Origin of the sequence: Rhodococcus sp. NPDC056516 (assembly GCF_042794655.1) — a bacterium.
Lineage (GTDB): Bacteria > Actinomycetota > Actinomycetes > Mycobacteriales > Mycobacteriaceae > Rhodococcus_F.
In genome coordinates, this window is the sequence record NZ_JBHTTG010000003.1 from 1 (window position 1) to 20569 (window position 20569).

20 protein-coding genes, 4 tRNA genes and 1 riboswitch are annotated in these 20569 nt (G+C 60.8%); of the genes, 13 read left to right on the forward strand and 11 right to left on the reverse strand.

From position 1 onward, the window contains the following. Positions 1–103: 103 nt before the first annotated feature. Together ACFQ6Y_RS09285 and ACFQ6Y_RS09290 are read right to left on the reverse strand one after the other, a co-directional pair. Positions 104–691 (reverse strand): DUF937 domain-containing protein, encoded by a 588-nt coding sequence (locus ACFQ6Y_RS09285; protein ID WP_378446578.1) that lies wholly within the window; start codon positions 689–691, stop codon positions 104–106. A 99-nt stretch (positions 692–790) separates the two neighbouring features. After that, positions 791–1237 carry a hypothetical protein gene (locus tag ACFQ6Y_RS09290; RefSeq protein ID WP_378532009.1) on the reverse strand — a complete coding sequence of 149 codons (447 nt, stop codon included), beginning with the start codon at positions 1235–1237 and terminating at the stop codon, positions 791–793. Between the two features lie 100 nt (positions 1238–1337). On the opposite strand from ACFQ6Y_RS09290, the gene ACFQ6Y_RS09295 reads away from it, so the two are divergent. After that, the gene (locus ACFQ6Y_RS09295; RefSeq protein ID WP_378631378.1) at positions 1338–1715 is read left to right on the forward strand and encodes an MmcQ/YjbR family DNA-binding protein; all 378 of its coding nucleotides are present in this window, start codon (positions 1338–1340) and stop codon (positions 1713–1715) included. Between the two features lie 45 nt (positions 1716–1760). Continuing rightward, entirely contained in the window at positions 1761–2345 is a 585-nt protein-coding gene (locus tag ACFQ6Y_RS09300; protein ID WP_378542983.1) for a hypothetical protein, read from the forward strand. Between the two features lies 1 nt (position 2346). On the opposite strand, the gene ACFQ6Y_RS09305 is transcribed toward ACFQ6Y_RS09300, so the two are convergent. The 3 genes from ACFQ6Y_RS09305 to ACFQ6Y_RS09315 form a co-directional block, all read right to left on the reverse strand. Then, positions 2347–3546, reverse strand: a complete 1200-nt coding sequence (locus tag ACFQ6Y_RS09305) for a low temperature requirement protein A (RefSeq protein ID WP_378631380.1) — start codon at positions 3544–3546, stop codon at positions 2347–2349. Between the two features lie 84 nt (positions 3547–3630). Next, entirely contained in the window at positions 3631–4719 is a 1089-nt protein-coding gene (locus tag ACFQ6Y_RS09310; RefSeq protein ID WP_378632815.1) for an NAD(P)-dependent alcohol dehydrogenase, read from the reverse strand. Positions 4720–4748: 29 nt separating this feature from the next. Next, positions 4749–5222 (reverse strand): DUF4334 domain-containing protein, encoded by a 474-nt coding sequence (locus ACFQ6Y_RS09315; protein ID WP_378631383.1) that lies wholly within the window; start codon positions 5220–5222, stop codon positions 4749–4751. Positions 5223–5343: 121 nt separating this feature from the next. On the opposite strand from ACFQ6Y_RS09315, the gene ACFQ6Y_RS09320 reads away from it, so the two are divergent. Next, a complete protein-coding gene (locus ACFQ6Y_RS09320; RefSeq protein WP_378542989.1) occupies positions 5344–5889 on the forward strand; it encodes a TetR family transcriptional regulator in 546 nt (181 codons plus the stop codon). 86 nt (positions 5890–5975) lie between these two features. Beyond that, the gene (locus tag ACFQ6Y_RS09325; RefSeq protein WP_378631386.1) at positions 5976–6785 is read left to right on the forward strand and encodes a CPBP family intramembrane glutamic endopeptidase; all 810 of its coding nucleotides are present in this window, start codon (positions 5976–5978) and stop codon (positions 6783–6785) included. Positions 6786–6823: 38 nt separating this feature from the next. Here the strand turns inward: ACFQ6Y_RS09325 and ACFQ6Y_RS09330 are convergent, their stop codons facing one another. Further along, positions 6824–8020 (reverse strand): PrsW family intramembrane metalloprotease, encoded by a 1197-nt coding sequence (locus tag ACFQ6Y_RS09330; protein ID WP_378631389.1) that lies wholly within the window; start codon positions 8018–8020, stop codon positions 6824–6826. Further along, positions 8020–8691, reverse strand: a complete 672-nt coding sequence (locus ACFQ6Y_RS09335; protein WP_378631392.1) for a hypothetical protein — start codon at positions 8689–8691, stop codon at positions 8020–8022. The genes ACFQ6Y_RS09330 and ACFQ6Y_RS09335 overlap by 1 nt, the downstream gene beginning before the upstream one ends. A gap of 394 nt (positions 8692–9085) precedes the next feature. Between ACFQ6Y_RS09335 and ACFQ6Y_RS09340 the strand changes: the two genes are divergently transcribed. Then, positions 9086–9394 (forward strand): hypothetical protein, encoded by a 309-nt coding sequence (locus tag ACFQ6Y_RS09340; protein ID WP_378631395.1) that lies wholly within the window; start codon positions 9086–9088, stop codon positions 9392–9394. A 62-nt stretch (positions 9395–9456) separates the two neighbouring features. After that, a complete protein-coding gene (locus ACFQ6Y_RS09345; protein ID WP_378631398.1) occupies positions 9457–10308 on the forward strand; it encodes an alpha/beta fold hydrolase in 852 nt (283 codons plus the stop codon). A 73-nt stretch (positions 10309–10381) separates the two neighbouring features. Here the strand turns inward: ACFQ6Y_RS09345 and ACFQ6Y_RS09350 are convergent. The 3 genes from ACFQ6Y_RS09350 to ACFQ6Y_RS09360 all read right to left on the reverse strand — a co-directional run bounded on the left by ACFQ6Y_RS09350 (position 10382) and on the right by ACFQ6Y_RS09360 (position 12346). Further along, positions 10382–10454: transfer RNA gene (locus ACFQ6Y_RS09350), tRNA-Lys, on the reverse strand. Positions 10455–10466: 12 nt separating this feature from the next. Beyond that, positions 10467–11858: an MFS transporter gene (locus ACFQ6Y_RS09355; protein WP_378631400.1), complete on the reverse strand. Its 1392-nt coding sequence runs from the start codon at positions 11856–11858 to the stop codon at positions 10467–10469. Next, positions 11855–12346, reverse strand: coding sequence for a MarR family winged helix-turn-helix transcriptional regulator (locus tag ACFQ6Y_RS09360; protein ID WP_378631403.1), 492 nt, complete (start codon positions 12344–12346; stop codon positions 11855–11857). Before ACFQ6Y_RS09360 ends, ACFQ6Y_RS09355 begins: the two co-directional genes overlap by 4 nt. A gap of 407 nt (positions 12347–12753) precedes the next feature. Between ACFQ6Y_RS09360 and ACFQ6Y_RS09365 the strand changes: the two genes are divergently transcribed. The 4 genes from ACFQ6Y_RS09365 to ACFQ6Y_RS09380 all read left to right on the forward strand — a co-directional run bounded on the left by ACFQ6Y_RS09365 (position 12754) and on the right by ACFQ6Y_RS09380 (position 13948). Next, the gene (locus ACFQ6Y_RS09365; RefSeq protein WP_378631405.1) at positions 12754–13407 is read left to right on the forward strand and encodes a TetR family transcriptional regulator; all 654 of its coding nucleotides are present in this window, start codon (positions 12754–12756) and stop codon (positions 13405–13407) included. A gap of 112 nt (positions 13408–13519) precedes the next feature. After that, a tRNA-Glu gene (locus ACFQ6Y_RS09370) sits at positions 13520–13592 on the forward strand. A 135-nt stretch (positions 13593–13727) separates the two neighbouring features. After that, positions 13728–13801: transfer RNA gene (locus ACFQ6Y_RS09375), tRNA-Asp, on the forward strand. Between the two features lie 70 nt (positions 13802–13871). Then, positions 13872–13948, forward strand: a tRNA-Phe gene (locus tag ACFQ6Y_RS09380). 492 nt (positions 13949–14440) lie between these two features. On the opposite strand, the gene ACFQ6Y_RS09385 is transcribed toward ACFQ6Y_RS09380, so the two are convergent. Further along, a complete protein-coding gene (locus tag ACFQ6Y_RS09385) occupies positions 14441–15832 on the reverse strand; it encodes an MFS transporter (RefSeq protein ID WP_378631408.1) in 1392 nt (463 codons plus the stop codon). Positions 15833–16112: 280 nt separating this feature from the next. Here ACFQ6Y_RS09385 and ACFQ6Y_RS09390 point away from each other — a divergent pair, with 280 nt between their 5' ends. The 3 genes from ACFQ6Y_RS09390 to ACFQ6Y_RS09400 all read left to right on the forward strand — a co-directional run bounded on the left by ACFQ6Y_RS09390 (position 16113) and on the right by ACFQ6Y_RS09400 (position 20525). Next, positions 16113–17741 carry an ABC transporter substrate-binding protein gene (locus ACFQ6Y_RS09390; protein WP_378631411.1) on the forward strand — a complete coding sequence of 543 codons (1629 nt, stop codon included), beginning with the start codon at positions 16113–16115 and terminating at the stop codon, positions 17739–17741. Positions 17742–17921: 180 nt separating this feature from the next. Then, positions 17922–18017, forward strand: a riboswitch (SAM riboswitch). A 4-nt stretch (positions 18018–18021) separates the two neighbouring features. Further along, entirely contained in the window at positions 18022–19101 is a 1080-nt protein-coding gene (locus ACFQ6Y_RS09395) for an LLM class flavin-dependent oxidoreductase (protein ID WP_378631417.1), read from the forward strand. A 29-nt stretch (positions 19102–19130) separates the two neighbouring features. Next, positions 19131–20525: an NtaA/DmoA family FMN-dependent monooxygenase gene (locus tag ACFQ6Y_RS09400; RefSeq protein ID WP_378631420.1), complete on the forward strand. Its 1395-nt coding sequence runs from the start codon at positions 19131–19133 to the stop codon at positions 20523–20525. The last annotated feature ends 44 nt before the right edge of the window (positions 20526–20569 follow it).

The following is a 20569-nucleotide window of genomic DNA, read 5'->3' on the forward strand; positions in this document are numbered from 1 at the left end:
TTTTGCTTTGGCGGTGTGGTTTTTTCTACCGTCGCGGTTGGACGCAACAGCGGGGGGGGGCGTACCCCACGGGGTGCGCCGCAGCGCTTATCTGCCGAGAGTCTTACTTTTTGCCGCCGCCGAGGAGACCGCCGAGCAGGTCTCCGAGGCCGCCGCCACCGGATCCACCCAAGATGCCGCCGAGTGCGCCACCGATGCCGCCGCCGGAATTGCCACCGCCGCCGAGAATTCCGCCGAGGAGATCCCCGAGCCCGCCGCCGCCGGAGGCCTGGGTCTGCGCACCTGCGCCGCCGCCGGTGAACTGCTTGGCGAGGTAGGCCAGGACGATGGGAGCGAGGATCGGCAGCAACTGCTTCACCAGATCGTTTCCGCCGCCGCCGACTCCGCCGAGTGCGCTGGCGACCTGATCGGTGTTGCCGCCGAAGATGTTCGAGACGATCTTCTGACCGTCAGCGGTGTCGACTTTGCTGATGTCGACGCCGTCGTCGAGCAGGCTGGTGTCGGCGTGCGACTGCAACGCGCTTTCCAGCGAGGCCGCGCCTGCCGGATCTTGCGCATTGGCGCCGAGGCCACCGACGAGGGTCGGCAGTGCCGTCTTGACCGCCGATTCGGCAGTTGCCTGGTCTACGCCGAGTTGCTGCGCGATCTGGTCGATGGGGATCTGGGATAGAAGGTCGTCAAGCGATGCCATTGATGCCCTACCTCTTCTGGGGTACTACTCGTCAGTACCCGGCTGTTGCAGACACTAGTGAATGTCGGCGTCGACGGTAACCCTCCGGTTGCCGAGCGGTCAGGCTCGGGTCTTCTCGCGGGGGACCAGACACGCTAGGAGCGCGAGAATCAGTCCACCGGCCGTCAAGATGAATCCTGTCTGATTTGTCAGGATCGTGGAGTAGTTTTCCCTGATGACGTTGTCGAATTGGTCGTTCACTCGGTAGTAGAACGTGCCCAGAGTTCCCAATCCCACGATGATTCCGATCCACGCTGCAAGACGAGAACCGAACAATGCGGCAATCAGAATCAAAACGGCGGCGGCGAGCAAAAGTATCGCCATCGAACGGTAGAAGGTCACGGACTGATCGCCGATCTGCTCGATCGCCCAGCCCGCCGGAAAACCGTCCCGCAGGTCCTCGAGACGAACGTTGCCCGGTTTGACGCCGGCCAGAACGTACATGAACGAGCCGACGGCTACGGCGATCCCACAAATCAACAGAACCAGATGAACTAACGTGCGCATGCCACTCTCCCCATGATTGGAGTTCGGTAACGCGGTCGTCGCCGAGCCTAGCCGTGTCGAGAGTGTGAAGCCCGGTATCGAAGCGTGCACAATCATCTCCATGCCCGACAACATGCGTCGACTCGAAGAGATCTCGCTGTCCCTGCCGGAGGCAGAGCGTGTCGACGTCGAAGCGTGGGATGGTCACCCGACGTTCCGGGTGCGCGGCAAGAACTTCGTGTTCTGCAACCTCGAAGCCACCTCCCTGACAGTCAAGTTGAGCAAGGAGGAATCCGAAGCGGTGGTGGCCACCGAACCAGGCGCAAGCGCTGCCGGCTACGGGCTCGGTCGCCACGGGTGGGTTGCACTCGACATCGGTACCGACGTTTCCGAGGAGAAATGGTCACAGCTCGAGGAGTGGATCTACACCTCGTTCACCCTCGTTGCGCCGAAGCGGCTTGCCCGGATCGTTCTCGATGCGGATGAGGAACGCTCGTAACGGATAGATTCGTCAGTACAGACGCCGACTAGACGAGGAATTGTCATGACGACACCGGAAACTTCACCGGCCACCGCACAGCCGGGCATGCCGCCGTGGGCGAAGAAGGCCATCGGGATCGCAGTGATGGCGGTGGTCCTGGTCATCGCCTACTTCATCCTTGCCGCCTTCCTGCCGCGTTGGTGGGCGCAGCGCATTGCGTCGCTGGCGAACGGCAGCTTCAGCGCCGGTATCGCGTGGGGACTACTGTTCGGTCTCGTCTGCACACTCGTCCCGCTGATCTTCTTCCGGGCGGTTTGGCAGGTGCGCAAGCGCAAGCATGCTCGAATCATGCAGATCACGGCTCTCGCGTTGGGTGTCATCTTCGCGCTGCCGAATCTGCTCTCGCTGACAGTTGTTCTCGGCAACAACAATGCAGCGCATGCGGGCGAGCGGATCCTCGACGTGGACGGTCCCGGATTCCGCGGAGCCTCCGTTGTCGGTGCAGTCCTCGGCGTCGCGTTGTTCCTGGGTCTCGTTGCGCTCGGCTACCTGTACAAGAAGCGTGGCAAGGATCTCGACAAGATGCGCGGTGAACTCAAGCAGCACGAGCCGCAGAGCAAGGGCGAGGCACCGGCTCCCGAAATCTGAGTCAGCTCTTCGATCGAGTACTCAGGCCGACACCGACTCCGACGGTTCCCGCCGCCACCAGTCCGGCGAGCGGGACCGCCCAGTGTCCGGCGAACGTGCAGGCGAGAACCAGGATTGCGCTCACCGGTAGAACGGCCTGCTCGATCCTGTCGCGCTTGAAGTGCCGTGAGTGCATGAGCCACACGAAGATCAAGAACATCGCGGCTGGGATCGTGACCGCAGCAGATGCTGCGAATGTTGAAATGTGCGCTTCGCCGACTGCTTCCTCGACGGCTACTTCGATCCCGGCGCCGATGGCCGCAGCGGACCCGAATACGAAGTAGTGTCCGTACCCCCACAACAGGACAGCGCGATTGCCCTGGTCTGCGAGGTACTCGTGGATCGGGACGGCGAAGTAGATCCACAACGCGGAGAACACGATCAGAACTCCGCCGACGGCAATGGGGATCAGTAGATCGGCGGCGTCGAAGTCACGAATGCCGGATTGGACCGCGATGGTGGCGGCAGCAATGGTTTCGCCGAGCATGATGATGGTGAAGAGGCCGTAGCGTTCGGCGATGTGATGCGGGTGCCACGGCGTCTGGTGGTTGCGTTCGGCGATTGCCGGCACCGCGAGTTCGGCAATCATCAGAACGAAGAAGCCGGGTATCCACGCCGACGCCGGCATCAGAAGCAGCACGATCCAGCCCGCCTGAACGATCACGAGTCCGGCGGCGTACTGCAGCGCTGTGGTTCGCGCCGCACCGGTTTCACCGCTCGCGGCTCGAAGCCATTGGCACGTCAGTGCTATCCGCATGATCAGGTAGCCGACGATAGCTGTCGTGCGGTCGGTTCCGTCGAAAGCGTCGGGGATTCCGGCGGCAAAGACGAGAACGCCACAAATCTGTACGAAGGTCGCGATCCGGTAGGGGACGTCGTCCGTGTCGTAGGCAGAGGCGAACCAGGTGAAGTTCACCCACGCCCACCACAGCGCGAAGAAGACGAACATGTAACCGGCGATGCCGTCGGCGTAGTGGCCTTCGGCAACGGCATGCACCAGTTGAACTCCGGCTTGCGCAGCTGCCACCACAAAACACAGGTCGAAGAACAGTTCGAGTGGCGTCGACGCTCGATGGTCCTCGTCGCGGCTGCGTGCGCGCATCCGGATGATCGGCATAACGGCCCGGCCGTGGCCCGCGCCTGTACTGGTGTGTTCTGTCATCGTCCCCACCTTGCTCCGACGTGAAGTGCAGGAGCGCAGTCTAGGGCGAATTCCGCCGGGTCGACGAATGAGACATTTCGCCCCTCACCACACGAGAACGGGTTTGATGACGCGCCCCGACGCTTGATCTTCGACGGCTTTGTCGATGTCGGAGAAGGCGTAGCGCGTCACCAAGCGGTCGATCGGAAACCGGCCACCAGTGAAGAGTTCGACGAGTTCGGGGATGAATGTCGCGACTTCCGATTCACCTTCGATGCATCCTCGAATTGCCTTTCCGCTCAGCATGATGTCGGCCATGTTCACCTCGACTGTCGACGCTCCGAGCCCGACCACCGCCAGTGTTCCCCGCGCACGAAGTGATGCGACGGCTTGATTGATCACGGCGCCGATGCCGGTGGTGTCGAGGGAATGCGTCGAGCCACCGTCGGTGGCGGCGCGAACCGCTTCCATCGCGTCTTCGGTGGTCGGGTCGACGGTGACGGCGCCGAATACCTCGGCGAGGCTTCGTCGATGTGCAACGGGGTCCACGGCAACCAGGGTGGAAACCCCGGCAGCCCGTGCTGCCAGCAGCGCCGCGAATCCGACGCTTCCGGCTCCGAAAACGACAAACGTCGAGTCGGGCTCGGGGCGAAGCAGATTCAGGACCGCACCGGCGCCGGTTTGGAACCCGCAGCCGAACGGAGCCGCGACGGTCAGATCCACCGCAGGATCGACGACAACGGTGTTGTCGGCAGAGGCGATGACGTATTCCGCGAAACTGGACTGACCGAAGAATGCGGACCGTATCGGAGTTCCGTTTCGCCGGATCGGCGTCGAGCCGTCGGTGCGTGCGCCAGAGCTGTTGAGCCTGTGGGAGCTTTCGCAATATGCCCGATGACCGCTGAGGCACTGCCTGCACGCACCGCAACTGCGGTAGCTCAGCAACACGTGATCACCGGGTGAAATGCTGTCGATCGACGAGCCGACGGCCTCGACCACCCCCGCCCCTTCGTGCCCGAACACACAGGGGCCGAGGCTTTCCGGGAGCACCGACTTCGTGAACAGATCTGTGTGGCACAGACCTGTTGCGACGATGCGAACAAGGATCTCGTCTGCACGGGGTTCGTCGATCTCGACGGTGTCGAGTGTGAAGGGGGAGTGCGGTCCGTGCGAGAGCGCCGCTGTCATCTGCATTGCAGACGTCGAATTCTGTTCGGCGCGAATCACGCTCGCTCGAGTAGGAAGTAGTAGTGCTGCCCGACGTCGAGAACCAATGCCGACTTTCCGTTCATGATGCCCATGAGTGTCGAGTCGTCGACCTTCTTGAAGTGGTCGAAGATCGGCGCGCCGTCGTAGACCATCGTCGCCGTGACTTCGCCGCGAAACTCGATGTTCCACAGGCTTGCTTCGCCATTGCCGCTCTTGACGTCGGAATAGAGGTTTCCGTCCTCATCGCGACAGATCAACGGCTTAGCGTCCTCGACCGAGTTGAACGTCTTGCCGTACCAACGGCTCGCGAACAGCTTTTCGTGCAGCCGGTGACCGGTGGCGAAGTCGTCACCCTTCCATTCACCGAGTATGTCCGCGGCGGCGACGGTATCCAGCGCCGCCCACACGTCGTCGAGTTCTTCTGGCGACACACCACTTTCCGCTGCACGGAGCCGGGCGAAAGCGGTTCGGGCTTCGTCGAGATTCATGTCTCTCCTTGCATCGGCGGGTAGGCCACATGTCAGTTCGCGAACCAAATTGTTCGTCAACTTTGCACGCTACGCCGAACCGGATGGTTCGGCAACGGTCGATTCGTTCTAGGCTGTGAACATGCGCTCAGCAGGGGAAGCCACGAGGGACCGCATTCTGGCGGCCGCAAAGGACGAATTTGCCACGTACGGTCTGGCCGGCGCGCGGATCAATCGAATCGCCGCGCAAGCGCGTGCCAGCAAAGACCGTCTCTATGCTTACTTCGCAAGCAAGGAAGAGTTGTTCGCTGCCGTCACTGAACAGTGGACGTCCGAAACCACAGCGGAGACAGCGCTTCGAGGTGATGACCTGCCGGGCTATGCAGGTCGGCTTTTCGACAACTACGTCGCCCATCCCGAGAACGCTCGATTGCAGCAGTGGGCGGATCTCGAAGCGCCGGATGTCATGAGCGAGGACGACATACGAAGCAAGACCTTCCGGCCGAAAATTGCGGAGATTCGCAAGGGACAGCTCGAGGGGCACATTGATCCGGAGTGGAATCCCACGGAATTGATTCTGTTGATCACGGACATCGCCCGGATGTTTGCGCTCAAGTCGTCCCGTACCGTCGCTCGACGTCGCGAGGCTGCGGTGGAGGCGGTTCGTCGATTGACTGCTGTGCCCTGACTCGGAGAATTACGGCTCTCAATGCTGCTCCGCTAGGCGTGACGTGGAACTATTGATCCACAAATCTACCTAAAAGGGGCACATTGATGAGTGGTCGTTCCGGAGCACACGAGTTGCCGATAGGCGGAACCGATACTCCCGGTGATCGTTTCGGTCATCTGATCGAGCGTCGTGACGACGCAGATTTCCCGTTCTACAACGATGTTCCCGCTGCGCTCTCGGTGAAGCAGTGGTTGACAGTGTGGGCATCCGTCGTCGTCGGATTTGCTGCATTGGTGCTCATCCCGCAGCCCGACAACACTGTGGCCCTGATTCCACGAATTCTTTTCGTGACGGTTCCGTTGGCCGTGCTGGCCATGGTGACAAGAGATCATTGGCGCGCATTGTTTCGCAAAGTCAGTGGCCACGATGTGTTGGTGATGATCGGTTTTGCCGTCCTCAACCTCATTCTGACGGTGGTATTGGCTTTGATCGTCAAGTCGGTTTTCGGGGTATCGGCCAACGACGTAATCGAGGATGTCGGCGACGCCGGCGCTGTGGACACCGTTGCCTTTTACGTAGGGACACTGTTCCAACTTGTCGGTGAAGAAGTCTTCACGATCATCCCGTTCCTCGCCGTGATGTACTTCCTGTTCGCCAAGGCAAAGCTTTCGCGCAAGAACGCGATTCTCTTGGCCTGGCTGATCAGTTCCCTGTGGTTTGCGGCAGCACACCTTCCGACATACGACTGGAATTTCGCGCAAGCCTTCATCATTATCGGTGGGGCTCGAATTATCCTGACGCTTGCCTACATTCGCACGAAGAATCTGTGGGTCTCCTCAGGTGCGCACATCATCAACGACTGGACGCTTTTCACGCAGGCACTGGTGGCCAACGCGGCGTTCCTCGCCCTCTGAACCGAGAAACGCCGCATTGGACAGTGGTCGGCTGTCGGTCAGAGCTTGACCGACGGCTGACCACTCCTGATTCGGCTTACCTCGGATCGAGCGAATTCGACTCGACCGCTTTCTGTTCCGCGGCCTTCGGCCAGCGCATCGGCAAGATCCGCGGCGGCCTCGAGCACGTACTCGTTGCGCTTGCGGTCGGCATGGTTTCCCGCTGACTTCCGGAAAGCCTTGCGTGCCTTACGGTCGCCGCACAGTGCCGTCAGTTCGTCACCGGTGATGACGCCGCGCTCGACCTCCGGGGCGAGAACCTCACGGAGGAACTGGCGCTCACGCGGAACCGTCATTCGAAACACGCGGACCACGAGGATCAAGGCGGCAGCGATCATAATGACGAAGAGCAGAAAGAGGAGTGCATTCTTGCCCTGTGCTAAGGCGCCGGCGGAATCCCACAGGCCGTGGAGAAGCATCGCGGATGCCATCAAGGCGAGACCACGCCCAACACGCCGTGGTTCGGCCGGACGCCCAAGGAGGTAGACCAGTCCGGTGCAGAAGATCGCACTGTAGAGAGTATGTGCTGCCACTCCGAAGACCATGCGGAGGACGATCGTCGACATTTCGGCGCCGACCGGATTTGCTCCGAACTGCGAGGCAGCCGAGTTCAATGCGTAGAGAATGTCTTCGAAGATCTGGAAGCCGAGCCCGATGAAGGCGCCGAGAATGAAGCCGTCGAACGCGGTGCGCACCAAGCGAGATGCCAGCGAGATGAGCAGGAGCAATCCGACGCCCTTGGCGATTTCCTCGGTGAACGGCGCTGTCAATCCTGCGCCCCAATCCGACGCCCATGCCTGTCCGAACGTTTTGGCGTACAGGGCAAGTATCGCGTCGTTGGCGTTCGCTGCCATCACCCACGTAGCCGCGAAACTGCCCCAGAAGAACGCCACCACGATCAGTTTGACGGGCTGGCGTGCGTACCGGTCGATGTGGTGGGTGAACCACCAGAAGACCGCGCCGTACACGCCGAAGAGTGCGATGGACAATGCTATGGCGTCGCCGTAGGCGGGTGCGGAGGCCGAGAGCATGGAGAAGAGCTTGAAGGCGCCGCTCACCACCAACAGCAGGTACACCCAGAAGGCTGCGTTGCGTGGTTGATAGAAAGCGAAAGACCGCCCCCAGCCCGAGTTTTCGATAGCTTCCGCTCGAATGGTGATCAGATCGTCGGTCGTCTGTACTACGGGAGCGGTCATCACTTGCCCTCTCCGGTTCGGTGGCCGATGCTCACTATCATGTGAGCGATGTCGTCGGTGATCGTCGGAGCCACGTCGCTCGGACCGGTGGACACCACTTCGATGCCCTTACCGTCGACGACAAATGCGGCGATCACGCCGTCTGTGGTCGAATTCGAGTAGCTGGTCAGCACTCCGCGGATGCCGCTTTCCGTAGTGATTGCGGAGGCATCGTCGCTCACCCGGAGTGACTTCTCGGTAGCGAGGGCATCGGAAGTCTTCTTGATCTGTTCGAGGAGGGCGTTTGCGTCACCGGTGAAAGACGCTGTGTATACGGTGAACATCGCACCTCCGTTCACGAGTGTGGCGCGAGGAGGGAACGAACCGGTCACCGGTGCATCAGCCTCCCGGACGCCGTCGGTGATTCCCCACCCCGGAGCAGGAACGAAGGTGACGCCGTACTGGAGTTCCATGACGTCGCCCGCGACGACGGGGTCGTCGTAGGAGACGGCGTCGTTGATCTGCGGAATGACGATGCTCATCACGATTGCGACAGCCAATACGATGGCGGCCGGAAGGAAGGTCGTGCGGTCGAGACCGAACCACCGCCGATCAACCGGGACCCAGCGGTCGTCGGGTTCGTATCGGGTAGGCGTCGGACCTTCCCGTTCCGTGACGTTGGTCTGCGTCATCAATGCCTCGGCTTCTGTGGGTATCTGGGTTGAAGAGTTCGCGCACAACAGTTTCCGATGCCTGTTCACCGGAGAGCGCCGGCAGGCCCCGAGAATCCGAGGAGTGAGCTTGTCTGTGAAGAAATTATCAAACCGGATGTTTCGGACTGCGGACGAAACGCGTTGTTTCCATCGGGACTTGCAGTAGGTGCAGCTCGACCGTCGCGTGAGGCGGCGGTCTGGATTTACGGATTTCTCAGTAACGGTGCGTACGTTGGGCGTCGGCTCGTTGACGCCCTCGGGATGTTGACGTGCCGCCAAAACTTTTGTTGTCGACTGTTCAGATGCTGGTGAGCAAAAGGATCGCGGCCGGCCACCCTGGCTGAATATCGTCGACACCGAGCGTGTTCCTTCGGTGCGCGCACCTGTTCAGCATCTGGAGTGGACCCGTGTCGAAGTGGCAGTACGCATGAAGATCTCGAAGAAGATGGCGATGGTCGTTGTGGCGGCATTCGCCCTGACAGTGGGGTCGGCGCAAGTCGGAACCGCCCGCGCGGACACGCCGGTCAGGGTGAGCGTGGCCGGCCATGTAGTGAGCGCTGGGCATTTCGAGCAGGTGCGGCGCCCCAACCGGTGCACGAAGGCCGCACCGGGGAAGCCGAAACCGAGCGAGCAGAAGTCCACGAATCGCAGTGGGCGTCGAGGTGGTGGGGGATGCTTCTGACCTCGTCGGCTGCATTCGAAGGTTCCGTCCTGCAAATCTGAAACACGTTCTAGTATCGGGTCATGGACGTGACGTATGAGGGGACCGAACGGGAAGTCGCTACCGACAAGGGCACCTTGCGCTATCACGAGGCAGGTGAGGGTCCGCCGTTGATCCTGTTGCACGGCTCGGGGATCGGCGTGAGTGGTTGGCGGAATTACCGGGGGAACCTCGCGGTGTTCGCGAAGCATTTCCACTGCTACATCCTGGAGTTCCCGGGGTTCGGCGTGAGCGATCCCGTCGACGGTCATCCGGTTCTCACGGCAGCTTCGTCGGTGAACCGATTCATGGACGCGCTGGGAATCGAATCGGCTGCGATGATCGGCAATTCGATGGGTGGGGTAGTCGGCGTCAACGTCGCAATGAGGTTTCCCGATCGCGTCCGCAAGTTGGTCACCATCGGTGGCATCGGTCCGAACATTTTCAGTCAGAACCCGAGTGAAGGCACGCGACTCCTGCAGGACTTCGCCGACGGTCCCAGTCGCGAGAAGTTGGTTCGCTGGCTCGAGTGCATGGTCTACGACAAATCCGTGATCACCGAGGAGCGGATCGAGGAGCGGTGGGAAACGGCCAACGACCCGGCCTCGCACCAGGCATTGTCGGCGATGTACGGGTCCAAAGCCTTTGCCGCTCAGCAGCAGATGATGGCCAACTCGGACGCACCGCCCTACTGGTCGATGATGCACAAGGTGCAGTGCCCGACCTTGTTGACGTGGGGGCTCGATGATCGGCAGTGCCCACCGGACATGCCGATGATTCCGATGCGACTGATTCCGAACGCAGAACTGCACGTCTTCCCGAACTGCGGGCACTGGGTGATGATCGAAGCCAAGCAGGCATTCGAGCGGGTGACCCTCGAGTTTCTGCTTCGATGACTTGCTGATGCATTCATGTAGCTCGAATGCACAAGACCCGGCGCCTCCGAATGAGGTGCCGGGTCTGCGTTTGTGCCCCCAGTAGGACTCGAACCTACGACCTGCGGATTAAAAGTCCGTAGCTCTACCAACTGAGCTATAGGGGCGCGGCGCAGAGTCTAACGGGACCGCAGGGTTCGTGAAAACACCACCCCCACCAGAAGTGCAATTCCGATGATGGCGATGGTCCCACCGGTGCGATGCAGACCCGCGTCGTCGATGGTTCCGCGCATGGTCAGCTCGATGACGACGGCAGCAAGATTGGCGCCGATGTACTGGATTGTTCGGTACAGGCCGATCGCCGTTCCGACATCTGCAGAGGTGGTCACCGAGTTGATCAGGTTCTGGTTTCCCATGTTGTTGAAGCCGTTGGGAATGCCCAGGATCGCCGCAATCAGTAGGAGCGCCACCAGTGGCGTCGAGCTCGATTCGACAAAGGCGATCAGAACCCCGCCCACCGCCAAGGCGGCGGTGCCGATCAGCAGGGTGGTCCGTGCGCCGAATTTCCCGTACACCCTCGATGCGGACATGGTCGCGAAGATCCCGACCGCAGCGACAGGGAGCATGAAGAGTCCGGCGCTGATCGGTGACATTCCTCGGGCCACCTGCAGCCACTGGGGGAGTCCGAAGAAAATGCAGTAGAACGCCGTGTAGGTCAGAAGGGTCCGGCCGAGAGTCATGCTCAACGCTCGGTTTCGCGCGACAGCTCGGACGTCGATGAACGCCGAGGTGGTTCGCCGTTCCCGCCAGACGAACAGGAACGCGAATAGAGCCGTCGACGGGACGAGGTACCACTTCGCTTGCTCGGCAAGAGAGAGGAGAAAGAGCATCGTAGATGTCGTCAGTGCCAGGAACAGGGCGATGCCGAGTGGGTCGAGAGACTTGAACAGAGCAGCGGCACCGGCCCGGTCGGGCAGGGCGGAGTCGCTCGGAGCGGCGAAGAGGACCCATATTGCAGTAACTACGACAAGTGGGAGGTTCACCCACATGATCGACTGCCAACCGAGTGTGCCGACCAGCAACCCACCGAGGGTAGGCCCCAGTGCGACTACCGATTGTGCACAAATGGTGAGTGTTGCGATGGCTGAACGGGTTTGAGCCCGGTGGCGATCGGCATATTCACGGATGACGGTCATTGCATTCGGATACTGTGTCGCGGTGCCGATTCCGAGCAGGATTCGTGCGGCGATCAGCCAACCCAGTGACGGAGCGAGCGAGCCGAGGATCGATCCAGCAGCGATCAGGCCCAACCCGGCGAGGTAGACGCGTTTGGCTCCGAGAATAGATCCGAGTCGCCCGGCAGCCGGGGCCGTGACAGCAGTCGCGATGTAGAGGGCCGAGATCACCCAGGCCGTGCCGGAACTCGAACCGAAGTAGGTGGCGATCGGGACGATTGCCACCGCAATCATCGACGAGTTCAGTGCCTGAAGAACGGTTCCCGAACCGAGAGCAAGACTCAGTTTCAGCGGAACGGAGGTTTGGGGTGTCGACGTTACGGCGACGGCGGTCACGGGTTCATCAGTGACTCCTCTGATGCGGATGCGGATGCTGGGGTCACGTCCTGGCCGAGTTTGCGCAGGATGCGGCCGGCGATCAGCAGCAAGTCGCGCTCGGCTTCGGTGCACTCGGCTTCGATGACCTCGGCCAGCCACGCTGTGCGTTTCGTTCGGTCTTCGTGCAGGGTCGATGTCCCGAGTTCGGTCATCGTGACCAGGACCGCGCGACCGTCCGATGGATCCGAACTGCGTGTCACCATCCCCTGCTCTTCGAGTGCGGTCACCGTCTTTGCGATGGACTGCGGCGTGACTCGCTCGAACTGCGCCAACGCTTTCGCGGTCGACGGACCTTGTCGATCTAGGTGGCCGAGGGCCTGGATTTGGCTTGGCGTGAGTTTGTGGTCGTTGCGTTTGGTGCGGAGCCGCCGGACGAAGGCGCCCAGATCATCCCAAAGTACGTCGATGTCGTCTCTGGTTTCGCTGCGATCCTTACCTACGTTCATTTAGGCAGTCTAACTGTGTTATTTCAATGCTTCCAGTGCTGTTTTGTCGAAAAATAGGGAATAAACATTCGCTTTGGTTGTTTAAAACACTGGGACTGTTACGCCTTGGTCGGCAAAAGTGATTTCGCCCGAATGGTCGGATTGTCGACGTCCCAGGCAATAAAAAGCTCGGATGCGCACCCCCTGTGCCGCACCCGAGCGGCCAAAACCATACCACTTGGTGTCCTTTGGGCATAAAGTCGGTTGTTGTCCCCTGAACAGCCGATTGCGACTAGTACTTTTGGCGGGTATCGCTCTAGTCCTTACGTAGGGTGTGTTGGAGGGGATACTGTGAAGTTTCGGGGGGATGACAGGCGCCGATCACGGCGATTCTGCGTACCAACTCTGCGAGAGGCACAACACCGTAAATGGCACGTCAACAAGAGCGTGCGCGGCGTACCCGCGCCGCCCTGGTCGAAGCGGCTGCAGTCGAATTCGCCAAGCGCGGCTATGCAGCTGCGTCGGTGAACACGATCCTCGAGGGCTCCCGCGCCACCAAAGGCGCCATGTATTTTCATTTCCAGTCCAAGGAAGAGCTGGCGCGAGCAGTTCTGACCTCGGCCATCGAAACCTTCACTGGAATCACTGATCGTTGGGCCAGGAGAACAGACCTCGATCCATTCGTCGCATTGCACGGACTCGTGCTCGACATTGCCGAAGTCTTTCGTGCCGAAGTGATCGTGCAGGCGGAATTCCGGTTGATCATCGAGCCCGAGTTCTACAAGGACGTGCAATCGGGTGGTGGGCAGGTCTGGGGTAAGACCGCTTACGAGTTGGCAGTGCGTGCCAAGGACGACGGATTGCTGCGAGAAGATGCCGACCCGGTCAAATTCACGCGCGTGCTGGCGGCCGGCCTTGCAGGTCAGCGGTACATGGCAGACCTGATTGCCTCCAGCGGAGAGCTGGGCGAGTGGTTCGAGGAGTCTCTCGAAGTGGTCCTCGAAGCCATGGCTACGCCGCAGTGGTTGGAGACGTTCCATCGTGACGGATGGCCTCAGGTGGAGTTCCCTGACACCGAATAGCGTACTTTTTCGCCCGTGAACAGGCGATTTGTGATTTCCGAATGCCGTGCCATAAGCTATCCAAGCTCCCAACGGAACGCCGTTGGGGTACTAGTTCGGAGAGATCCGGCGGGCCCCCTTCGTCTAGCGGCCTAGGACGCCGCCCTTTCAAGGCGGTAGCGCGGGTTCGAATCCCGTAGGGGGTACGTTTTGCGAAAGCGAAACGATGCAGTATGGTTTGACCCGCACGACACGCTTTGAGATGCACAAATGCCAGACCAGGACAGTGGTTTGGGAGCGGCTCGAAGATGTAGTACGGTTTCACAGCAAGGAAAAAGCAAGGCCCTGTGGCGCAGTTGGTTAGCGCGCCGCCCTGTCACGGCGGAGGTCGCGGGTTCGAGTCCCGTCAGGGTCGCAGAGCGTTGTTCTCAGTCACTTGATTGAGAACAACGCAATGCGATAGGCATTCGGTTCGGGTGCCGTCCGGCCAGGTAGCTCAGTTGGTACGAGCGTCCGCCTGAAAAGCGGAAGGTCGCCGGTTCGATCCCGGCCCTGGCCACCATAATATTTTGAGAAAAGGCTCCGACATCATGTGTCTTGACATGATGTTGGAGCCTTTTCTCGTTCAGTGATTGTTTTCCGTCCAGAGGTAGCTATTCTCCGACCCGAACCGGCTGGGAATGCTGCAACGGGTAGCTGTAAGCATTCTTCCGGCGCTCACAGCTACCCGTCGCGAAGTCCAAACCTCAATCATGGCGCGGCATGAGAATTCGATGCTGTCAGTGGATGCTCTCATCGAGGTAGGAAATTGGTGTAAAACCTTGTAGTTCAGACCCTTTCGGTGAAAGCGCCTACTTGGCCACGTCTTCATGTCCGTCCGCATCCACCGCTGAGCGATATGTAAGGCATGCCCCTCATCGGTCTGCCCACAATAGTCCCTGAGTTGTGATGACAGAACAGTGCGAACCGCCGGGAAGCTCGGCACATCGAATCCTGGCGACGTATCGATCGACCGCTCTGGAAAATCGGTGACGTGGTAGGAATCTTCACCGTCTCAGGACAGGGCGCGACCCGACGTTTTCTGTCCCAAAACCACCACAACAGCGATCGCGGTGGCCAGTAATGCAACGAGGCCGAGGAAGATCTGCGCAAAACTGATCCCAGCCGCGGACAGATAACCGATCGCGATTGGTGTGACGATGGCACCTATTCGCCCGACTGCGGACGCCGCGCCCATGCCTGTCACGCGGATCGAGGTCGGGTAGAGCTCGGCGGTGTACGTGTAGTAGACGGCAGCCACTCCGTTCAAGAATGCGGCGAGCAGCGCTGCACCTACAAGCAGCATCAAATTACTGTCGGACAACGCCACCACCAGGGCGGAGCCGGTTGCACCAAGCACATAACCGGCGATCAACCATTTGCGTTCCAGCCGATCGATGAGCAATTGCGCGACGTAGTAACCGGGGATCTGCGCGATCCCGACCACCAAGGTGAACAGGAACGACTTGGTGATTGTGAATCCCTTGTCCGTCACAAGCAGCGTTGGCAGCCAGGTGGAGAATCCGTAGTGGGCGCCCGTCAGAGCGAACCACAACAGCCACAACATCAAAGTCGTGCGTGCCGTTGGCCCGGCCCACAACTTCGTCAACGGTGCAAACATGCCCCCGGCACTGACATTGGACTGCGTTGGTGCGCTCGTCTGGGTCTGCGCGGTTTCAGTGAGAGCCTCGGGATCGACCTCGCATTTTCGTTCGAAGTCCTCGATTATGGCCGTGGCTTCGGCGACCCGCCCACGTGAGAGGAGGTACCTGGGTGACTCGGGCATGCTGCGCCGCCACCAGAGAAGCAAGACTACGGGCAGTGCTGCGATCACAGCCGCGATCCGCCAACCGGTTTCGGGGTGGGGTGCGATCACCACTGGCGCCAGTATTCCTGCCAAGATGTATCCGAGCGCAAGGAAACTGATGGTGCGGGCGACGAATTGGCCACGGACGCGAGCCGGCAGAAACTCGGAGATATACGGCGCGATCAAGGTGGCCTCTGCGCCGAGTCCCACGCCGGCGAGCATCCGCCAGACAAACAGTTCGGGAACCGTCGTCGAAGTCCCTATCAAGAGACTGCAAAAACAGAACACCAGGAGCGCGGTGAGCATCATTCGCCGACGGCCGAAGCGGTCCGCCAAAACGCCGGCCACCAGAGCGCCCACCAGGTAGCCGGCGAAAATCGACGACAGCAGCCATCCCGCCGTGCTTTTCGGAATGTGCCAAATCACGATCAGTGCTGAAAGCGCATATGACATGAACGCGCCGTCGAAAGCATCGAACGTGTAGCCGAGTCCACCCATCACCATCAGCTTGCGATGAGGGCGCCCGGGCTTGATTCGATCGAGGCGGAGCAGCAAATCGTCCTCATTCGAGACTGCGTGTGTAACGGGTAATTCGGTCAAGATTCCTCCAATCGACGGGAATATCGTCGGCAACGCTAGCTGCATGGAGTGTCTTATGCAATACTTGTTGCATAGAAAATATGAGTTTGCTCACGGTTGAGATGGGGTCTGACCTGCCTCGGCAAGAGTGGGCGTCTCCACTCGCGCACGTCCGGATTCGTCCGTTCAGATGAATTTCCGGTCACCGGGAACGTGCTGCGCGTCACTCCGCCGAGAACTTCACTATTAGCGGGTTGCGGCCGATTCCTGGCCGCGTCTACTGGAAGTAGGTGGAATCTCCGTGTCGAACTCGAGATCTCGGCGTATCGGGAAAGTTGGCCGTGTCGCCGTGGCGCTGCTCGGTGCCGGTGTCCTGCTGGTGGGCTGCGCGAGCAGCAATGACGACAGCGGTACCGACACGACGACCGCATCGGGAGACATCGTGACAGGCATGGTCAACGAGCAGTCCGATCCGGGGAGCGCTGTCGCCGGCGGGACGATGACCTACGGCGTGCAGGTGCTCGTTCCCTCACTCGACCCGACCAAGACTGCCGCACGCGGCGGTTCCGGCGGTGAGGCCTTCGCTGCTGTGTACGACGTCCTGATGAGTTACGACACTGCGAGCGGCGAGTTCGAGCCCAAGTTGGCTGAATCGCTCGAGACAGCTGACGACGGAGCCACCTGGACGCTGAAACTTCGCGACGGTGTGAAGTTCAGTGACGGCACTGCGCTCGATGCCAACGCGGTGATCGCGAGTATTGATCGGTACAACGCAGGTAAGGGTAACGGCGCAGAACTGTGGCTGGCATCGGTCGCCTCGATGAAAGCTTCGGATGCCACTACCGTGGTCTTCAATCTGAGTACGCCCTGGATGCGTTTTCCGTCGATGCTGGCCCTTGGCCACGGAATGATCGTCGCTCCCAGCTCGCAGCAAGGTGACAAGTTCACTGCGGTTGGTGCCGGACCGTTCACCGAAGGCGTGTTCAGCCCGGGTGTCGAGCGAATCTTCAAGGCCAACCCCGCCTACTACGGTGGTGCTCCCAAGCTCGAACAGCTTCGGATGGTTGCGCTCAACGGCCCGCAGGCCAATCTCGAATCGCTGAACAGCGGTCAGTTGGACGTTGCCTACATTCGTGGTCTGACGTCGGCGATCAACTCAGCCAAGTCCGCCGGCTATCCCGGTTACATCGACGTACTCAACGCCGGCAGTGCGGAGATCATCAACAACCGTGCGGGCCGTCCGGGTTCGGATGTTCGTGTCCGCCAGGCTATCGGTTACGCACTGGATCCGGAGCTGATCGACCAGCGCGCCGAAAACGGTGAAGGACTCCCGGGTTCGGAGCTGTTCGGCACGACGTCACAGTGGCATGTAGACACCCCGGGGATCGCGTACGACCCCGCCAAGGCCAAGGAGCTTCTGAGCCAGGCCAAGGCCGACGGATACAACGGCACGCTCAACTACATCGTGCTCAGCGAGCCGAAGGACCATGCGATCGGTTTGGCTGTGCAGTCTCTGCTTCAGGCCGTCGGGTTCGAGGTGAACCTCATTCTTGCGAACAATGCCGGCGACATCGTTCAGAACGTCTACGTCAAGAATGATTTCGACCTCGCTCACGCCGGTATCGGTCTGTACGAGTCGATTCCCGATCTCGGTCTGTACTCGACCACCAACAGCACCTCGAAGTCCAACACCGCGGGTTACGCCAACCCCGCTATGGATCAGTTGATCGCTGATCTGCAGCAGACGAAGGACAACGCGTCGGCGCTGGCCGTGATCAGCAAGATCCAGACCTTGTGGAACGAAACGGTTCCGTCGGCTCCGGTCGGTGGATTGGCCTCTTTCTGGGCTTGGCAGAAGAACGTGCACGGTGTGGTTCCGACCGCAACGGGCATCATGTTGTTCGACCAGGCATGGATGGGCGCTAAGTAGCCTTACGCGCAACCCGAGAGCCCCGTCCGACGTGAGTCGGGCGGGGTTTTGTCGTGTCCAGCTCGATAGCGTAAACACGCAACCCTTTCGATCATCGTGATTCTTTTGAAATATGTTGCTAGTCAAGGTAATTCGAATGTTCGAATTTGACTTGCCTGTCGTGGTCGACATAGATTGCATCCACCATCCAGAGTGGCTGAGAGACCTGGCTCGATGATGCCGCAGCAACCCGCTACCTAACCGCAGTGTGGGTGCTACCGCCAGGACCGATGGAGGACGCATGACTGTTTTTGCCGTGGGTATCGAATTGGACGGCGAGGGTACTCACCCCGCTGCCTGGCGTCGAAGCTCGCACCGCCCGGACCAGCTGCTCACGGGTAAGACCGTGCGCGATCGCGTCGCGGCTGCCGAGAATGCGGGCTTCACGTTCGCGACGTTCGACGATTCCATCCTTCCTCCGAGTGGGGAGGTGGTCGGCCGTATCGACGCAGTCTCGAGGGCGTCGTACGTGGCGGCGACGACCAGCACGATCGGGCTGGTCCCCGTCGTCGGGACCACGTACGCCGAACCATTCCATACCTCTTCGCAATTGGCGACGCTCGACTACTCCTCCCGCGGGCGCGGCGGCTGGCTTGCCGTTCCGGTCGAGGACGACGCTGCGGCGAGGGCGTGGGGGAGAGCTCCGGTGGCAACGGAGTCGGCGCGTCGGCAGGAGCAGCGGGATTCGGTCACCGTCGTGACTGATCTCTGGGACTCGTGGGAGGACGACGCCGTCGTCCGTGACTATCTCAGTGGACGGTTCCTCGAGCGTGATCGTTTGCATTACGTCAATTTCGAGGGCGACACGTTCTCGGTGAAGGGGCCGGCCATCGTTCCGCGGCCGCCGCAAGGCCAGTTGGTGGTCTTCGGCCGCTACGGCGCCATCGAACCACACCAGGCGGATGTTGTTCTCGTGTCCGGTGATTCGGTGGAGGCCATCGCACAGTCGGCTGCCAAGGCGCGCGATGAGGGCGCGTCGTTGGTGGTCGCCGAGGTCGATGTGGCTTTCGATACGCCGAATCTGTCTGCGGCGCAGCGACTGACCGAGCTGAACTCGCACGGGAAAGCCGTCGATAGTGGTCGACTGCTCCTGGCTGCAGATCCGGGGGAGGCGGCCGCAGTTCTGAAAGAGTTGGCCGGGCACCTCGACGGTGTTCATTTCCACGCTCTCGTGATCGACGAGGACCTCCCTGTGCTGGCCAAGTTCGTGCTTCCGGGGTTGTCCAAGGCCGGGTTGACGCGGCGCCCCGTTCCGGGCTCGACGCTGAGGGGCAACCTCGGGCTGCAGCGGCCCGCAAATCGATTCGCCCACTCTTCCTGACTTGACTTCGTGCTAAGGATATTTCGGCTATGACTGCATCACGCTCCGCCGTGCCTCGACCCGACGCTCACGTTCACTTCGGCGTCTTCTTCCAAGGGGTCAACCACACCACCATCTGGTCCGATTCAGCCAGTGGATCCCAGATCGACTTCGAGACTTTTCGGCGATTGGTACTCACCGCCGAGCGAGGTCTGTTCGACGCATTCTTCCTCGGTGAGGGCCTGCGGCTTCGTGAACAGAACGGCAAGATTCTCGATCTGGATATCGCCGGCCGCCCGGATGCAATAGCGCAGTTGGCCGCACTCGCCGGTATCACCGACAAGATCGGGTTGGTCGCGACGCAGAACACCACGTACAACGAACCTGCCGACCTTGCACGTCGACTCTCCGGCCTCGATCTACTTTCCGACGGACGGGCCGGCTGGAATGCGGTGACCACCGACAACGCGTGGACGGGAGAAAACTTCCGTCGCGGTGGTTTCCTCGACCACGCCCTACGCTACGAGCGTGCCGGGCAGTTCATCGAAACTGCGCGGGCACTGTGGGATTCGTGGGCCGACGACGCGATCTCGGTCTCTCGGACGTCCGAGAACTGGTCGAATCCGGGAGCCGTCGGCGAGGTGCACAGGCAGACTTCGCAGTTCGACATCTCCGTGACGCCGACGCTTCCCCGAAGCCGCCAGGGGCATCCGGTCATCTTCCAAGCGGGTGATTCGCCGAGTGGACGCGATTTCGCGGCGACGCATGCCGACGTCATCTTCTCGCGACACGGGACACATTTCGACGGCGCTCTCGACTTCGCCGAGGACATTCGGGCTCGGTTGAGTAAAGCCGGGCGACCCGAAGACGACGTCAAGATCTTGCCGAGCACGCAGATCGTGTTGGCGGAGAACGAGTCCGAGGTGGAGGAGAAGGCTCGGTGGGTCCTCGAAGGTCAGTTCACCGGCCAAACCGCACTCTCTCTCGTCGGTCTGGTGTGGGGCAAGGACCTTTCCGATCGAGACCCCGACGGTCCACTCCCCGAAGAAGATCCGGTTGCTCGCCCGGTTTCGGAGACGCGCGGTTCAGCGCGGGACGGTAACGACCCCATTGCAATTGCGCGTGAATGGCGCGCTCTCGCGGAGGCAAAGAATCTGTCCCTGCGTCAGGTCGCCATCGAAACCTCACAGCGTTCGGGTTTTGCGGGCACTCCCGGTCAGGTCGCCGACCAGTTGGTGCATTGGGTGCGCAACGGAGCCTCGGACGGCTTCAACATCTCGCCGTACCTGGTGCCGACCGGACTCGACGAGATCGTCGACTGGTTGATCCCGGAACTGCAGGAGCGTGGGGCGTACCGCACCGAGTACTCCACGTCGACGCTGCGGGAGCACCTTGGGCTGCGACCGGCGCTCACGCGTCGGGCTTCCCACGAAGCTGCGGGGTAACGGGTCCTGTCCCACACAGTCACAGCGGCGGCCGAATCCACCAA

Bases quoted from the DNA above. Each gene is read 5' to 3' on its own strand.
- ACFQ6Y_RS09285 (WP_378446578.1), bottom strand. From the start codon at position 691: ATGGCATCGCTTGACGACCTTCTATCCCAGATCCCCATCGACCAGATC.
- ACFQ6Y_RS09290 (WP_378532009.1), bottom strand. From the start codon at position 1,237: ATGCGCACGTTAGTTCATCTGGTTCTGTTGATTTGTGGGATCGCCGTA.
- ACFQ6Y_RS09295 (WP_378631378.1), top strand. From the start codon at position 1,338: ATGCCCGACAACATGCGTCGACTCGAAGAGATCTCGCTGTCCCTGCCG.
- ACFQ6Y_RS09300 (WP_378542983.1), top strand. From the start codon at position 1,761: ATGACGACACCGGAAACTTCACCGGCCACCGCACAGCCGGGCATGCCG.
- ACFQ6Y_RS09305 (WP_378631380.1), bottom strand. From the start codon at position 3,546: ATGACAGAACACACCAGTACAGGCGCGGGCCACGGCCGGGCCGTTATG.
- ACFQ6Y_RS09310 (WP_378632815.1), bottom strand. From the start codon at position 4,719: ATGCAGATGACAGCGGCGCTCTCGCACGGACCGCACTCCCCCTTCACA.
- ACFQ6Y_RS09315 (WP_378631383.1), bottom strand. From the start codon at position 5,222: ATGAATCTCGACGAAGCCCGAACCGCTTTCGCCCGGCTCCGTGCAGCG.
- ACFQ6Y_RS09320 (WP_378542989.1), top strand. From the start codon at position 5,344: ATGCGCTCAGCAGGGGAAGCCACGAGGGACCGCATTCTGGCGGCCGCA.
- ACFQ6Y_RS09325 (WP_378631386.1), top strand. From the start codon at position 5,976: ATGAGTGGTCGTTCCGGAGCACACGAGTTGCCGATAGGCGGAACCGAT.
- ACFQ6Y_RS09330 (WP_378631389.1), bottom strand. From the start codon at position 8,020: ATGACCGCTCCCGTAGTACAGACGACCGACGATCTGATCACCATTCGA.
- ACFQ6Y_RS09335 (WP_378631392.1), bottom strand. From the start codon at position 8,691: ATGACGCAGACCAACGTCACGGAACGGGAAGGTCCGACGCCTACCCGA.
- ACFQ6Y_RS09345 (WP_378631398.1), top strand. From the start codon at position 9,457: ATGGACGTGACGTATGAGGGGACCGAACGGGAAGTCGCTACCGACAAG.
- ACFQ6Y_RS09360 (WP_378631403.1), bottom strand. From the start codon at position 12,346: ATGAACGTAGGTAAGGATCGCAGCGAAACCAGAGACGACATCGACGTA.
- ACFQ6Y_RS09365 (WP_378631405.1), top strand. From the start codon at position 12,754: ATGGCACGTCAACAAGAGCGTGCGCGGCGTACCCGCGCCGCCCTGGTC.
- ACFQ6Y_RS09395 (WP_378631417.1), top strand. From the start codon at position 18,022: ATGACTGTTTTTGCCGTGGGTATCGAATTGGACGGCGAGGGTACTCAC.
- ACFQ6Y_RS09400 (WP_378631420.1), top strand. From the start codon at position 19,131: ATGACTGCATCACGCTCCGCCGTGCCTCGACCCGACGCTCACGTTCAC.